General features: G+C 49.1%; 15 protein-coding genes. 2 read left to right on the forward strand and 13 right to left on the reverse strand.

Features of this window, described 5'->3' with window-relative positions; translation table 11 throughout:
* Nucleotides 1-85 precede the first annotated feature (85 nt).
* Nucleotides 86-364: a type II toxin-antitoxin system HicB family antitoxin gene (locus tag DWX32_RS09345; RefSeq protein WP_055228190.1), complete on the forward strand. Its 279-nt coding sequence runs from the start codon at nucleotides 86-88 to the stop codon at nucleotides 362-364.
* Between the two features lie 65 nt (nucleotides 365-429).
* On the opposite strand, the gene DWX32_RS09350 is transcribed toward DWX32_RS09345, so the two are convergent.
* The gene (locus DWX32_RS09350; protein ID WP_022462562.1) at nucleotides 430-1,125 is read right to left on the reverse strand and encodes a DNA alkylation repair protein; all 696 of its coding nucleotides are present in this window, start codon (nucleotides 1,123-1,125) and stop codon (nucleotides 430-432) included.
* A 160-nt stretch (nucleotides 1,126-1,285) separates the two neighbouring features.
* Here DWX32_RS09350 and DWX32_RS09355 point away from each other — a divergent pair, with 160 nt between their 5' ends.
* Nucleotides 1,286-1,747 carry a hypothetical protein gene (locus DWX32_RS09355; protein ID WP_117812766.1) on the forward strand — a complete coding sequence of 154 codons (462 nt, stop codon included), beginning with the start codon at nucleotides 1,286-1,288 and terminating at the stop codon, nucleotides 1,745-1,747.
* A gap of 64 nt (nucleotides 1,748-1,811) precedes the next feature.
* On the opposite strand, the gene DWX32_RS09360 is transcribed toward DWX32_RS09355, so the two are convergent.
* The 12 genes from DWX32_RS09360 to DWX32_RS09410 all read right to left on the reverse strand — a co-directional run bounded on the left by DWX32_RS09360 (nucleotide 1,812) and on the right by DWX32_RS09410 (nucleotide 13,535).
* Nucleotides 1,812-2,753, reverse strand: a complete 942-nt coding sequence (locus DWX32_RS09360) for a GTP-binding protein (RefSeq protein ID WP_117812765.1) — start codon at nucleotides 2,751-2,753, stop codon at nucleotides 1,812-1,814.
* A gap of 57 nt (nucleotides 2,754-2,810) precedes the next feature.
* The gene (locus DWX32_RS09365) at nucleotides 2,811-3,308 is read right to left on the reverse strand and encodes a pyridoxamine 5'-phosphate oxidase family protein (RefSeq protein ID WP_117812764.1); all 498 of its coding nucleotides are present in this window, start codon (nucleotides 3,306-3,308) and stop codon (nucleotides 2,811-2,813) included.
* Between the two features lie 26 nt (nucleotides 3,309-3,334).
* Nucleotides 3,335-3,814 carry a 23S rRNA (pseudouridine(1915)-N(3))-methyltransferase RlmH gene (gene rlmH, locus DWX32_RS09370; RefSeq protein WP_117508974.1) on the reverse strand — a complete coding sequence of 160 codons (480 nt, stop codon included), beginning with the start codon at nucleotides 3,812-3,814 and terminating at the stop codon, nucleotides 3,335-3,337.
* A 105-nt stretch (nucleotides 3,815-3,919) separates the two neighbouring features.
* Nucleotides 3,920-5,314, reverse strand: a complete 1,395-nt coding sequence (gltA, locus tag DWX32_RS09375) for an NADPH-dependent glutamate synthase (protein ID WP_022462566.1) — start codon at nucleotides 5,312-5,314, stop codon at nucleotides 3,920-3,922.
* Nucleotides 5,314-6,201 (reverse strand): sulfide/dihydroorotate dehydrogenase-like FAD/NAD-binding protein, encoded by an 888-nt coding sequence (locus tag DWX32_RS09380; protein WP_055217977.1) that lies wholly within the window; start codon nucleotides 6,199-6,201, stop codon nucleotides 5,314-5,316. Before DWX32_RS09380 ends, gltA begins: the two co-directional genes overlap by 1 nt.
* A 123-nt stretch (nucleotides 6,202-6,324) precedes the next feature.
* Complete coding sequence (locus DWX32_RS09385; RefSeq protein ID WP_118659747.1) at nucleotides 6,325-8,865, reverse strand: FtsK/SpoIIIE family DNA translocase; 2,541 nt, start codon at nucleotides 8,863-8,865, stop codon at nucleotides 6,325-6,327.
* Between the two features lie 24 nt (nucleotides 8,866-8,889).
* The gene (locus DWX32_RS09390) at nucleotides 8,890-9,756 is read right to left on the reverse strand and encodes an undecaprenyl-diphosphate phosphatase (RefSeq protein ID WP_022462569.1); all 867 of its coding nucleotides are present in this window, start codon (nucleotides 9,754-9,756) and stop codon (nucleotides 8,890-8,892) included.
* A gap of 121 nt (nucleotides 9,757-9,877) precedes the next feature.
* On the reverse strand, nucleotides 9,878-10,537 hold the full coding sequence (locus DWX32_RS09395) for a ClpP family protease (protein ID WP_022462570.1): 660 nt from the start codon (nucleotides 10,535-10,537) through the stop codon (nucleotides 9,878-9,880).
* A gap of 83 nt (nucleotides 10,538-10,620) precedes the next feature.
* Complete coding sequence (locus tag DWX32_RS09400) at nucleotides 10,621-11,349, reverse strand: YebC/PmpR family DNA-binding transcriptional regulator (protein WP_022462571.1); 729 nt, start codon at nucleotides 11,347-11,349, stop codon at nucleotides 10,621-10,623.
* A gap of 137 nt (nucleotides 11,350-11,486) precedes the next feature.
* Nucleotides 11,487-11,834: a type II toxin-antitoxin system PemK/MazF family toxin gene (locus DWX32_RS09405; RefSeq protein ID WP_022462572.1), complete on the reverse strand. Its 348-nt coding sequence runs from the start codon at nucleotides 11,832-11,834 to the stop codon at nucleotides 11,487-11,489.
* Nucleotides 11,835-11,840: 6 nt separating this feature from the next.
* Nucleotides 11,841-11,963 (reverse strand): hypothetical protein, encoded by a 123-nt coding sequence (locus DWX32_RS20455; protein ID WP_256372849.1) that lies wholly within the window; start codon nucleotides 11,961-11,963, stop codon nucleotides 11,841-11,843.
* 63 nt (nucleotides 11,964-12,026) lie between these two features.
* Nucleotides 12,027-13,535 carry a bifunctional ADP-dependent NAD(P)H-hydrate dehydratase/NAD(P)H-hydrate epimerase gene (locus DWX32_RS09410; protein WP_022462573.1) on the reverse strand — a complete coding sequence of 503 codons (1,509 nt, stop codon included), beginning with the start codon at nucleotides 13,533-13,535 and terminating at the stop codon, nucleotides 12,027-12,029.
* Nucleotides 13,536-13,575: the final 40 nt, after the last annotated feature.

Genomic DNA, 13,575 nt, shown 5'->3' on the forward strand with positions numbered 1-13,575 from the left:
ATTTTAGGCATTGTATCTTTTGAGAAAAAGTGCTACGATAAAAAAGAATTTCCGTGAAAAAGAAAAGGAAGAAGGAAGAAACACTATGAAATTTACTTATCCAGCCGTTTTTCATAAAACCGAACAGGGAACCTACGAAGGTTATTTTCCAGATCTCGCCTGCTGCTATGCAAAAGGGGATACCCTCGACGAGGCGCTGGAAGATGCCATTCACTCCGCCTATGACTGGATCTCTCTGGAACTGACGGAAGAAGAACCTGATTTTCCGCCGGTATCGGATGTGGCAGATCTCGGGAAAAGCGAAGGTGAAATTGCAAGAAATATTGCCGTCAACATCCGGCTTTTTGAGGGATGGGACGAATAAGTTCAAAAAAGAGAAAGAAAACCGTATTGCTGCGATATTCAAAACGCGGCGATACGGTTTTCTTTTTATCTCTTCCAGGTTTTCAGCATCTCTTTTTCTTCTTTGCTGATCCGCAGCGACTCTCTGATTTTCTGAATTGTTTTGTTATGTGTCCAGTCATCGAGACTGTTTTCTTTCAGCAGTTTCTGTGTTTTTTCCGGAAAATGAATATAACAGATCGATACTGCCCAGGCGACGGCCATTTTTACGTAATAGCCATCGTGATGAATCTTTTTCATCTCCTCCAGCACAGCATCGATATACGCTTCGTTGATAAAAAAGTCCAGCAGACACACAACACCAAACCGGATTTCATATTCCCGGCTGCTTTTCAGCCATTTCTGCAGATATCCATACCAATACTCCTGGTCTTTCTTCATAAAATGGCACGTTGCACAGGAGCTGTCACAGATTCCCCAGCTGTTGATCATCGGCACGAAGCGGTCCAGTTCTGCCGTCTGTTCTTCACGGGTCAGCTTTCCGTAGCCGATCATCATTCCGCGGATCAGAAGCTCCTCGTAGACTTCCGGATTAAACTGTTCGGTATAAACTTCATAATGGTCTCTTGCTGTCGCTTTTGCAATCCGTCGCGAAACCGGAATGCGGACACCAAGAATCCGACAGTTCTGTCCCGGAACAAGAGAGCTGTGAAATTCCCGGTATTTTGCATCTATATTGCTTTCCAGTTCTGCCCGAATGGCCTGCATTACTTCCTGTTCCATATGATTTCCCCTCTCTTTTCTTTCTCTTTAAGATGTTTTACACGCTTTTTACAAATGTTTAACCCTGTTATTTCTGCACTTCTGATAAGATAAAATTAAAGTAAACGATAACATCCACCCTGCCAAATGCCAGATCTTTTCCGGCTGAAAGGTGAGTCTTATGAGAAAGAAATATACATTTTTTCAAAATATCCCATTCCTGTGCAAATTTCAGAAGCAGCCAGCCCTTGCAGAAGAAGCGCCAGTTGTTTCCACAACGCTGTCTATTCCGTTTTCCGGACCCGCAGAAAGATCCTTATATTTTACCGAAAACCCGGATTTTACCGCTCCCTCTGCCGGTATCCATTCCCGTCGTTTTCCGGGAAGCCGGATCTTTCTATATTCCAGCGATCCCGAGCACGATCTTGCGGCAGTTCCATCCTCTCTTTTCGATGTGCTGCACCGCTATTTTGCCGTCCATTCACCGGATGATGTCGTTTTATGGAAAGATGGCATTCTCTCCTTCCAGACCATGGAAAATCAGCCGCAACCGTTGACTGCTCTTTGTACACCGGATGATGCACGGGATTCCAAAATCATTCCGTTCCCCACACTGTCAGAACGGCAGCGCATTTTACAGTAACTGCTATTTAGCCAAACCAGCAGGAGCATGATGGAAAATACCCCTTTCCGTCATGCTCCATTTTTTACTTAATTCCGAGAATTCCACTAATCCGCTCTTTCGAAAGCCCCGCGCCGATTACAATCAGCACTTCCTGGCTCTCCGGCACTGCCTGGAATGTCATCTGTTCCCGCGTCGCATTGATTTCGCTCCACACAGTTTCGCCCGTCTTTACAATTCCTTTGATCCGGAATACATTGCCGCATGATGAATCCGCAAAGATTGCTTCTGCTGCCTTTTTCAGCGCTTCTTCCGTAATCTTCGGCTCCAGAAAGCAGAGCGAATCAAATGTCTGCTGCTCGCCGAAATCCAGCTTCCGGTAATCCTCCGAACGGTAATTGCATTCGGAGAGCATTTTGAAATCATCCTCTGTCAGATCATCCCAGTTTTTCTGTAAAATTTCTGCATCAGAAAACTGTCTTCTGCAGCCTGCCTGCTCGAGCGTGCGGTTCAGATGGGCAATCGTTTCTTCTTTCTTTTCCTCCGAAACATTCTGTACTTTGCTCAGCACGATTTTACCAGCGTTCGCCGCCTCGGAAGCCAGCAGATACTCTTCTTCCTCCGACAGCTTCTCATCGAGCCCGGCATCCAGAATCGTGATGACGCTTCCCGCCTCATACCAGCGGTTCAGCGGCTCGTCATACAGCGTGTCAAAGAACTCATCCACATCGTAAATCCCCGACGGTTCCACGAGAATGCGGTCGTAGCCGCTCATGCCCATCGAGATCAGTTTCGTGCGGAATCGTCTGCGGTGTGTCTCTTTGTCGCATCCGCCGGAAATCATCTCCAGCTCGCACTGATCGCCGCGCAGTTCCTGCAGAAGCAGCATATCCACATTGACTGCCCCAAAATCATTCTCCAGGATGCCGATGTTCTTTCCCTGTGCCATCAGATACTTTGCGTACTGTTTCAAAAAAGTCGTCTTCCCTGAGCCAAGGAAGCCTGTAATCAGATCAATTTTAATCATTTCTGCTGTCCTTTCTGCTGTCTTTTTCCGTCTGCAGCCTGCGGAGCTTCGAACACTCTATTTTCGTCTGCGCTCTTTGCCGGTAAATATATCGATGTCTATGCGCCATACGGCAACGCGCTCCACCATCTCCGGCAGAAAAGCGATCTTCGCCTCCGGTGCGATATGCGCCATGATTTTTTCCAGGCCTTTCTTCTTTACCTCCGGATCTGTCACCTCCGTGATGGTTCCGTTTCCCATGATACTGCGGTACGCATAGGAATACGCACACGTATAGTCACCTGTAATCACTTCATGGTTGTAATCCATCTCCACCGCCACGCGCGGATCCGCTGCAAATGCAGCCGCCTTCCGCCCTTCTTTTGCCCCATGCAGGTACAGACAGACGTGAAGAGTTCCATCTTCTTCCCGGACATCATATCCATAATTCATCGGCACGATAAACATGCCTTCCTCATCCATCGCCCCGATCCGCACAACCTCGCAGCTTTCCAGAATTTCTCTTAAAATTTCAGGATCTGTAATCTCCCGCTTTTTTAAACGCATTTCACGCATCGCAATCACACCTCTCTTATTCGCAGCTATTTATGATATGGCTCCCCGCAGTTAATGCGGTAGCTCCGGTAAATCTGTTCCAGCAGAATAACCCGCATCAACTGATGCGGAAATGTCATTTTCGAAAAACTGAGCGCATAGTTCGAACGCTTCAGAACTTCCTCGCCAAGCCCTAAGGAACCACCGATCACAAAAATAATATGGCTCGTTCCCTGCACGCCGAGCGTATCTATTTTCTGGGCCAGCTCCTCGGATGTGAGCTGTTTTCCCTTAATTTCCAATGTAATCAGATAAGCGTCATCCCGGATATATTTGAGAAGGCGCTCTGCTTCTTTGTTTTTGATATTTGTCTCTACGGTTTCACTCGCGTTGTCCGGTGTCTTTTCATCCGCCACCTCGATAATTTCCAGCTTTGCATAGCGGCTGAGGCGCTTCGAATACTCGGCAATCGCATCCCGCAGATATTTTTCTTTGATTTTTCCTACTGTCAATACTGTAATTTTCATTCTGTAATCTTAAAACCCTTTCGGATATCTGTCAAAAACACCAAAAGCCATATAGATCACTTCTTGTCCGCGTCTATATGGCTTTTAGTTTAGAAAAGCAATGCCTTATGCATTTTTGCTTTTGATATACTCATCAATTCCTTTAGCTCCGGCTTTTCCGGCACCCATAGCAAGGATAACGGTTGCTGCACCTGTTACAGCGTCACCGCCGGCGTAAACGCCCTCTTTGCTGGTCTTTCCGGTTTCTTCCTCAGCTACGATACATTTTCTTCTGTTGACATCCAGACCGTAGGTGGTGGAAGAAATCAGCGGGTTCGGGGAAGTACCAAGAGACATGATAACTTCGTCTACTTCAATTTCGAACTCAGATCCTGGAATCTCAACCGGTCTTCTTCTTCCGGAAGCGTCCGGCTCGCCAAGTTCCATACGGATGCAGCGGATACCGGTTACCCAGTCTTTGTCGTCGGTCAGAATTTCTACCGGGTTGGTCAGAAGGTCGAAGATGATACCTTCCTCTTTTGCATGATGAACTTCCTCTGCACGGGCCGGAAGCTCTGCCTCAGAACGACGGTAAATAACGTGTACCTCTGCGCCGAGACGAAGTGCGGTTCTTGCAGCGTCCATAGCTACGTTGCCGCCGCCGACTACAGCAACTTTCTTGCCGTGTGCGATCGGGGTATCGTAATCATCGCGGAATGCTTTCATCAGGTTGTTTCTGGTCAGGAACTCGTTTGCGGAGAATACGCCGTTTGCGTTCTCACCCGGGATTCCCATGAACATCGGAAGGCCTGCACCGGAACCGATGAAGACTGCTTCAAATCCTTCGTCTTTTAACAGCTCGTCGATGGTAACGGATTTTCCGATGATAACGTTGGTCTCAATTTTAACACCGAGAGATTTTACGTTCTCGATTTCAGCGGCAACTACTTTGTCTTTCGGAAGACGGAACTCCGGAATACCGTAACTTAATACACCGCCGGCTTTGTGAAGTGCCTCGAAGATGGTTACATCGTAGCCAAGTTTTGCAAGGTCTCCTGCGCAGGTAAGACCTGCAGGGCCGGAACCGATAACCGCGATCTTGTGGCCGTTTTTCTCTGCTGCCGGAACCGGTTTGATACCGTTTTCTTTTGCCCAGTCAGCAACGAAACGCTCCAGTTTGCCGATGGAAACAGCGTCGCCTTTGATTCCGCGGACACATTTGCCCTCGCACTGGCTCTCCTGCGGACATACACGGCCGCAGACTGCCGGGAGTGCACTGGACTCACCGATAATTTTGTATGCTTCCTCGAAGTTTCCCTCTTTTACCTGTGCAATGAATGCCGGAATGTTGATATTAACCGGGCATCCTGTGATACATTTTGCATTTTTACAGCCCAGGCAGCGCTGTGCTTCTTCTACTGCTTCGTCTTTGTTGTATCCAAGACATACCTCGTCAAAATTTGTGGCACGTACCTTCGGCTCCTGCTCACGTACCGGTACTCTGTTTAATCCCTTTGCCATTATTTGTCACCTCCGCACTGGCCGCATCCACCGTGATGGGTTGCGCCTTCCTGGTATCTTAAGAGAGCTCTTCCCTCTTCTGTCTTATACATCTGCTGACGTTTCATAGCCAGGTCGAAGTCTACCAGATGACCGTCAAACTCCGGTCCGTCTACGCAGGCAAATTTTACTTCATTGCCTACCATTAGACGACAGGCACCGCACATACCGGTTCCGTCTACCATGATCGGGTTCATGCTTACAACGGTCGGGATGTTCAGTTCTTTTGTCAGAAGACATACGAATTTCATCATGATCATCGGTCCGATGGCAACACAGACATCATACTGTTTGCCCTGGTTCTGTACAAGGTCGCGGAGTACATCGGTACCCATACCTTTTCTTACGTAAGAACCATCGTCTGTGGTTATGTACAGATTGCTGACAGCAGACATTTCTTTCTCGAGAATAACGAGATCTTTTGTCTTTGCTCCGACAATGGCGTCAGCAGTGATTCCATGCTCATGCAGCCATTTTAACTGCGGGTAAACCGGTGCAGTTCCAACACCGCCGGCTACGAATACGATCCGTTTTTTCTTCAGTTCTTCGATATCTTCGCTGCAGAACTCGGACGGCTGCCCCAGAGGTCCTACGAAATCCATGAAAGCATCTCCCGCTTTGAGATCTTTCATTTTTTTGGTAGATTCTCCGATCGGCATGAATACGATGGTGATAGTTCCTGCTTCTCTATCGTAATCACAAATGGTCAGAGGAATTCTTTCTCCTTCTTCATCTGCCTTGACAATAACAAACTGTCCAGGGAGGCAGTGCTGTGCTACTCGCGGTGCTTCTACTACCATACGGTAGATATTATTCGCGAGCATTTCCGCTTCTTGAATCTTGTACATAATATCCTCCTAATCTTGTTAGAAATATTTTAACAAAAGCACGACTTGGATTTTCGCGCATTTTATGTTAATACTTTATCACGTTTCCGGTTATTTGTAAACAACGGACAACATCTTTTCCCATCATCCGTGTTCCTCCAGATAATTTTCGAACTGTTCCATGGACATCAGAACTTTTCTCGGCTTGGTTCCTTCCTCCGGTCCTACGACACCGGCATCCGCGAGCTGGTCCATGATTCTGGCCGCGCGGTTGAAACCGATTTTCAGCACTCTCTGGAGCATGCCGATCGATGCCTTATCTTTTTCGATGATAAATTTTCCGGCTTCCACGAAGTAATTATCGCGGTTATCTCCGCCGCCTGCGGCAGAACCGCCATCCAGGCTTACGGTGTGAATCCGTTTTTCGATATCCGGATCATAAGCGTTCTCGCCGTAGTGATCTTTTAAGTAGGCAACGACATCGCTGACCTCTTTATCCGAAACAAAGGATCCCTGCAGACGGGCCGGTTTCTGGTAATCCTGCGGCTTGTAGAGCATATCGCCTTTTCCAAGCAGTTTTTCCGCACCTCCCATGTCGAGGATCGTACGGGAATCTACGCTGGAAGAAACCGAGAATGCAATACGGGACGGCATATTTGCCTTGATAAGACCAGTGATGACATTGACGGAAGGTCTCTGTGTTGCAATAATCAGATGGATGCCGGCCGCACGGGCAAGCTGTGCCAGACGGCAGATCGCATCCTCCACTTCTCCCGGCGCAACCATCATCAGGTCGGCAAGCTCATCCACGATAATGACGATCTGCGGCAGTTTTTCCGGTTTTTTGCCGTTTTCATCCGGCGGCAGCTCGGCAACTTTTGCATTGTAGCCTTTCATATCGCGCACGTTGAATTCCGCAAATTTGTTATAACGGTCTGTCATCTCCGCAACCGCCCAGTTCAGAGCTCCGGAAGCCTTTTTCGGGTCTGTGACAACAGGAACAAAAAGGTGCGGAATGCCGTTATAAACAGAAAGCTCAACGACCTTCGGGTCGATCATGATCAGTTTGACGTCTTCCGGTTTTGCCTTATAAATAATACTCATAATCAGTGTGTTGATGCAGACCGATTTACCGGAACCGGTCGCACCGGCGATCAGAAGATGAGGCATTTTCGCGATATCTGCGATGACCGGCTGACCGGCGATGTCTTTTCCGACAGCAAAGGCCAGATTCGAAGAAAAGTTCTTAAACTCCGGTGTTTCAAGAAGATCACGCAGCATCACGGCCGTGTTCGTCTTATTTGGAACCTCGATTCCGACTGCGGATTTTCCCGGGATCGGTGCCTCAATGCGGACATCTGCTGCTGCAAGACTCAGCTTGATATCGTCGGTCAATCCGACAATCCGGCTTACTTTCACGCCCTGTTCCGGCATCAGCTCATACCGTGTGACGGTCGGTCCGCAGCTTACGTTATTGACTGTAACTTTGACACCGAAGCTGTCCAGCGTCTCCTCCAGTTTCCGCGCTACTTCCCGCAAATGCGCATCGGAATCGCCCATGGCACCGCGCATCCCTTTTTTCAGAAGATTCATCGGCGGTGTTTTGTACTCCGGCCGCTTTTCCTCTGCTTTTTTCCCGATTTCCTGACGAATGCCGTCTATATCCGCCTCGATCTCTTCACAGGAAGACCGCGGATTTCTCGTATGATCCGCAGACGTTTTCTCTTTTTTCGCCTCTTCTGCAGCTTGCCGTGTCATCTCCGGTCCTGTCTTTTCCGGCTCTTCAGCCGGCACAGAACCACGGTGAATCGAAAGCTCCGGCGTCTCCATCTGATGGGTATCGTCGTTTTCGTTTAAATCAGCCTTCGATTCCACATGAGAAAGAAGGCGGGATTTCTTTTTCTTCCCGGCTTTTTTCGGTTCCTCCACTGGCTCAAGAATCAGCTCTTTTCCTTCCTCTTCCTCCATCGCAGCTTGGCGCGCCAGACGCTCCTGGCGGCGCTCCTCCGCCATCCGGCGGTGGTCATTCGTCTTTTCATGGATCGGCGCGAGAATCGGCTTCTGCGTCATCACGATCACGGAAATCACGATGGCGATCACAATAATCACCCACGCACCGATCTGGCCGAATCCCATGCCGAGAATTTTCACGACAGACCCTCCTAAGATTCCTCCGCCGAGATGATCGTAGGCGCTGTCAAAATAGTAATCCAGAAATGTCGTATCTCTCGTATAGCCGGACGCCAGAAGCTGCATAAAAGCGCAGAAAAAGACGAAGCAGCTGATCGCTCCCCCGGTTTTCCGCACAATTAAAAAGTTCTGTCTGTTTGCTATGTAAAATGCTGTTCCAAAGAAGATCAGAACCGGTGCTGCCCACTCTGTCACGCCGAAAAGGCCGAAAAAGAAGTCGCAGACAGCCTGTCCGATCACGCCGCCCATACCGAAATTACTGAGCATCAGCAGAATCGAAACAGCAAGCACGGAAAGCAGAATAATTTCTGCGCGCACTCCCTCGTCCATCGGCTCACGGACTGTGTTTTTCCTTGTGCCGGAGGTACGTTTTGCGGTACTGCTCTTTTTCGCCGTTGTTTTTCTGGCCGTTGTTTGGGTCTGTTTCTTTTTTGCTGTTCCGGAAGCAGAAGTTTTTTTCTTTGTCTTCCCGCTTCCCTTTGTTGTATTTGCCATGCAGAACTTCTCCCCTTTCTCGTATTACAGCAGAAAATATCCTGCAATGGAGAATGTCCCGACAAGAAGACAGTACAAAGCAAAATATTTCAGTTTCCGTTTTTTCACCACACGCATCAGAATGCGGATCGTAAAGTAACCGGCAAGTGCCGCCATGAAAACGCCGACCAGATATACCGGATGAAAAACAATTTTATTTTTTCCCATGGTCGCAATTTCAACGATCGTTGCCCCGATAATCGCCGGAACACTCACAATCAGAGAGTATTTCACAGCGTACGAACGGGTCATGCCGCCGATCACACACGCAGAAATAGTCGAACCAAGACGGGAAAGACCCGGAATCGTGGAAAAGCCTTGGAAGAATCCGGCAATCAGTGCATCTTTCGGCTTCAAATTTTTCTGCGTTTTTTCTCCCTCCGGAAGCATATCTGCCACCACAAGCAGAATCGCCGTCAGATACAGACCAACGCCAGGTGCCAGCAGATTCGAGGAGGTCAGTGTGACAAGGCTCTGAATCATGCCGCCGATTACAGCAGTCGGGATGGTGGTCAGAATCAGCAGGAAAGCAAGCATACGGTAGTTGCTGCCGAGTACCTTCCGGTACTGCTTTCTCTCCTGATGCTGACTGGAAAAGTGTTCCTTTAAATTATGAAACAGATCGATTATGATTCCGCACAGCGCGAGGAAGAGACGTTTCCATTCCTTCGAAAATGTGAGCAGAATTGCAATCATGGAGCCAAAGTGCAAAAGCACATTGAAAAACACCGTCTGCGTATCTTCGATCTTCATAAAGTGACGGAAGATAATCAGATGTGCGGAGCTGCTGATCGGCAGGAATTCCGTGATTCCCTGGATCAGGCCCAGAAATAAAGCTTCTATTACTGTCATTTTTTTATCCTGTTCCCTTATTTTTCTCTTTTGTGAAAGTCCGGCCAAAACTTCCGTTCGAATTTTCACAGCGAACTCATTCTAACACAAAATCCCCTGAAACACAAGCCGCGCCGTGAAGTCAATTTTCTGTCCCTGCTGCCTTTTTCATCAGCTCATTCAGCTTTTCGAGCGCGCGGGCAATGCCGCCGACCTCGTCGATCAGGCCTTCTTCCACTGCCTGCGGGCCGTCCAGCATTGTTCCGACATCCTTGACCAGCATTTTCGTATCGAGCATCAGCTCCTCGAGCCGTTCCTTGGTGATTTTAGAATGGGCCGATACAAAACCTGTGATCCGATCCTGCGTCTTTTCCATATTACGGTACGTCTGTGCAACACCGATGAACATGCCGTTTGTACGCACCGGGTGAATGACCATGGTGGCACTCGGCACGATCAGCGAATAGTCTGCTGCAACGGCGAGCGGGACACCGATCGAATGACCACCCCCTAAAACGAGCGATACCGCAGGCTTTCGCATGGACGCAATCATCTCTGCAATTGCAAGACCGGCCTCCACATCTCCGCCTACGGTATTCAGGAGAATCAGAAGACCATCAATACTTTTGTCCTCCTCGGCACGGGCAAGAGCAGGGAGAATGTGCTCATAGCGCGTCGCTTTCGTGCGCTCGCCGAGTGATTCATGCCCCTCCACCTCGCCGATGATGGACAGCAGATAAATGTTGGTCTTCAGTTCTACAATATTTTCTTTTTCTGTCTGGTTTTTCTGTGATTCTGCCATACGGATTTCCTCTTTTCTGCTATTCCAAAATAGCTTCATCAGTATGCGCAGATTCTTATGATTCTATGTAATTTCCAGTGAAATTACTCGTCCAGGTTGGTATATACGTACTGTACGTCGTCGTCGTCATCCAGCAGATCCAGGGTACGGTTCAGGTCTTTTAATGCCTGCGGATCGGTCAGCTCTACGTAGGTCTGTGGGATCATGGTAACGTCTGCCTCTGCCATGGCGATACCGTCTTTCTCCAGAGCCTCACGTACTGCGGAGAAGTCATCCGGATCGGTGATGATTTCGTAGCTGTCCTCTTCGTCTGCGAAGTCTTCTGCGCCTGCATCCAGAGCAAGCATCATCAGATCGTCAGCATCCATTTCGCACTCTTCTTTGTCGATGATGATCTGGCCTTTTTTGTCGAACATGTAGGATACGCATCCCGGTGTTCCAACGCTTCCGTTTCCTTTGGTGAAAGCGCTTCTTACGTTTGCTGCGGTACGGTTCTTGTTGTCGGTCAGAGTCTCTACGATGATCGCGATACCATTCGGGCCATAACCTTCGTAGGTGATACGCTCGTAGTTGTCTGCGTTTGCATCTCCGGCAGCTTTTTTAATACCGCGGTCGATGGTATCGTTCGGCATGTTGTTTGCTTTTGCTTTTGCGATAACGTCACGCAGCTTGCTGTTGTTTGCCGGATCCGGTCCGCCCTCTTTGACAGCGATTACGATCTCACGGCCGATGATGGTAAAGATTTTACCTTTTTTTGCGTCGTTTTTTTCTTTCTTATGCTTAATATTGGCAAATTTTGAATGTCCTGACATACCTCTTTTGTCTCCTTTATTTAAAGTATTACTTTTCTGTAAAAAGGTTTCCCCGAAAAACGGCAGAAGCCCATATAATATAGAATATAGCACGATCTTTCTCATTCGTCAACCGTGAACCGCGCCAAAAATACCCCTTATGTAGGCAGATCTAGGCTGATTTTCAGTGCTTCGTTCACAAGGGCCAGCTGTTCCGGCGTCAGATGACAGATTTTATCTTTCAGCCTTCTCTTATCGATCGTCCGAAGCTGTTCCAGTAAAATAACAGAATCCCGTACAATCCCATAGGCGGACGCTTCGATCTCAATGTGCGTCGGCAGCTTCGCCTTATTCATCCTCGATGTAATCGCCGCACAGATCACCGTCGGACTGTGCCGGTTGCCGATGTCATTCTGAATGATCAGCACCGGACGGACACCGCCCTGCTCACTTCCCACAACGGGCCGCAGGTCGGCATAATATACATCGCCACGCTTGATTACCACTTGTGCTCACTCTCCGATTCTTTCCGTTTTGCTTTCCCATACGATAACGATCCGGCGTTTTACGCCTTTTAAAATCGTTTCCATGTATTTAATATTGCCTGTTTTTCCGGAGGTATTCACAAATTTCATCCGGCGCTTCAAAAAAGTCCGCCCGGAGTCCTTTTGGGAACCCGTGATTCTGATCTGCTTTGCTCAGATTGACTGCAATCCTCTGATAATCTCGGATGCTGTTACATAGGAAGCACTGCTTTTTTCTTCCGCAGCCTCTCCCGCCTTTCCATGCGCATATGCCGCCAGTGCCGCTGTTTTGGCAAGGCTGATTTTTTTCTCGTTTTTTTCACACTGACGTTTTGCTGCAAAGGCGCCTGTGATTCCCGCGAGCACATCGCCGCTTCCCGCCGTCGCAAGCGCACTGCTTCCGCTTGTGTTTATGTAATACTGCTCACGCCCTTCCTCTGCTGTCACGGTTACGGAATCCTTTCGTACACAGCAGGCCTGGTATTTTTCGGCTGCCCTTCCGGCGCTTCCTGCCGGGTCACGCTGGCATTCTGCAATGGTCATGTGCAGCAGCCGTGCAAGCTCTCCTACATGAGGCGTTAAAATTTTTTCTGCCCGGCAGCCCGAAAGAATCTCTGCATCTTCTGCAATCAGGTTCAGCGCATCTGCATCCAGAACAAGAGGAACTTCTGTGTGCTGCACCGTAAAAACGAGCAGTTCTTTTGCCGTCCGGCTTTTGGAAAGTCCCGGTCCCGCAACAACAGCGTCCGCCCAGGCGAGATCCTGCAGCAGGGCTTCTTCCGGAAGCGGCTCATCCTCCTTCCAGAAATCCGCCATTGCTTCCGGCAGGGCACAGAAAAGCGGCGTACGGTTTCTTTCCTCTGTCACAACCTTTACCATGCCGGCACCGGATGCAAGGACTGCCCTGGCACACAAAACAGCGGCTCCGCACATGGCACCGGAACCGGCAAGTACCAGCACCTTTCCGAAGGTTCCCTTATTTCCCATCGGCGTGCGGGTAAGAAACCGGTCCAGATCTTCTTTTTCCACTGAACCGTACCAGGGCGTCTCCTCTTCTCCTGCATCAAAGCCGATTCCGATATCACGGACCAGGACCTCTCCGGCATATCGTTTTCCGGGATCAAAGAGAAGCCCTGGCTTTGCACAGGCAAATGTCACCGTGGCTCTGGCTTTCACCGCCGCATCAAGGACCTCTCCGGTATCCGTGTGGATCCCCGAAGGGATGTCCACGGCAAGAACAGGAACACCGCTTGCGCAGATTGCTTCCACTGCCCTCCGGTACTCCCCTGCCAGCGGACGGGATACGCCAATTCCAAAGATGGCATCTATGATAACAGTATATTCCCGGAAATCCGGATTCTTAACCTCACGGACCCCATAATTTTCCGCAATTTTCTTCTGTGCTCTCATGCCTTCACTGTATTTTTCCGGATTTCCAAGACAGAACAGTTCCGCATCCACCCCTTTCGTCTTTAAAATCCGTGCAATTGCCGCACCGTCCCCTCCATTATTTCCGGGACCGCACACAGCAAGGACTTTTCCTGTATCCCATGTTCCATTTTGAAGCTCCTCCACGCAGGACAGCGCTGCGCGCTCCATCAGTACCAGGGACGGTACCCCCATGGTTTCGATCGTATTGCGGTCTGCCTGCTTCATCTGTGCTGCTGTAAGAATCCGTTTCATCGCTTTTCCTCCTTTTCCTGCCTTATCCGGAAAGTGAACA

The organism is Blautia sp. AF19-13LB, assembly GCF_003479105.1.
GTDB classification, from domain to species: Bacteria; Bacillota; Clostridia; order Lachnospirales; family Lachnospiraceae; genus Fusicatenibacter; species Fusicatenibacter saccharivorans.

Excerpts from the sequence above, each read along its gene's own strand:
- DWX32_RS09345 (WP_055228190.1), top strand. The coding sequence starts at position 86 with ATGAAATTTACTTATCCAGCCGTTTTTCATAAAACCGAACAGGGAACC.
- DWX32_RS09350 (WP_022462562.1), bottom strand. The coding sequence starts at position 1,125 with ATGGAACAGGAAGTAATGCAGGCCATTCGGGCAGAACTGGAAAGCAAT.
- DWX32_RS09355 (WP_117812766.1), top strand. The coding sequence starts at position 1,286 with ATGAGAAAGAAATATACATTTTTTCAAAATATCCCATTCCTGTGCAAA.
- DWX32_RS09360 (WP_117812765.1), bottom strand. The coding sequence starts at position 2,753 with ATGATTAAAATTGATCTGATTACAGGCTTCCTTGGCTCAGGGAAGACG.
- DWX32_RS09365 (WP_117812764.1), bottom strand. The coding sequence starts at position 3,308 with ATGCGTGAAATGCGTTTAAAAAAGCGGGAGATTACAGATCCTGAAATT.
- rlmH (WP_117508974.1), bottom strand. The coding sequence starts at position 3,814 with ATGAAAATTACAGTATTGACAGTAGGAAAAATCAAAGAAAAATATCTG.
- gltA (WP_022462566.1), bottom strand. The coding sequence starts at position 5,314 with ATGGCAAAGGGATTAAACAGAGTACCGGTACGTGAGCAGGAGCCGAAG.
- DWX32_RS09380 (WP_055217977.1), bottom strand. The coding sequence starts at position 6,201 with ATGTACAAGATTCAAGAAGCGGAAATGCTCGCGAATAATATCTACCGT.
- DWX32_RS09385 (WP_118659747.1), bottom strand. The coding sequence starts at position 8,865 with ATGGCAAATACAACAAAGGGAAGCGGGAAGACAAAGAAAAAAACTTCT.
- DWX32_RS09390 (WP_022462569.1), bottom strand. The coding sequence starts at position 9,756 with ATGACAGTAATAGAAGCTTTATTTCTGGGCCTGATCCAGGGAATCACG.
- DWX32_RS09395 (WP_022462570.1), bottom strand. The coding sequence starts at position 10,537 with ATGGCAGAATCACAGAAAAACCAGACAGAAAAAGAAAATATTGTAGAA.
- DWX32_RS09400 (WP_022462571.1), bottom strand. The coding sequence starts at position 11,349 with ATGTCAGGACATTCAAAATTTGCCAATATTAAGCATAAGAAAGAAAAA.
- DWX32_RS20455 (WP_256372849.1), bottom strand. The coding sequence starts at position 11,963 with ATGAAATTTGTGAATACCTCCGGAAAAACAGGCAATATTAAATACATG.
- DWX32_RS09410 (WP_022462573.1), bottom strand. The coding sequence starts at position 13,535 with ATGAAACGGATTCTTACAGCAGCACAGATGAAGCAGGCAGACCGCAAT.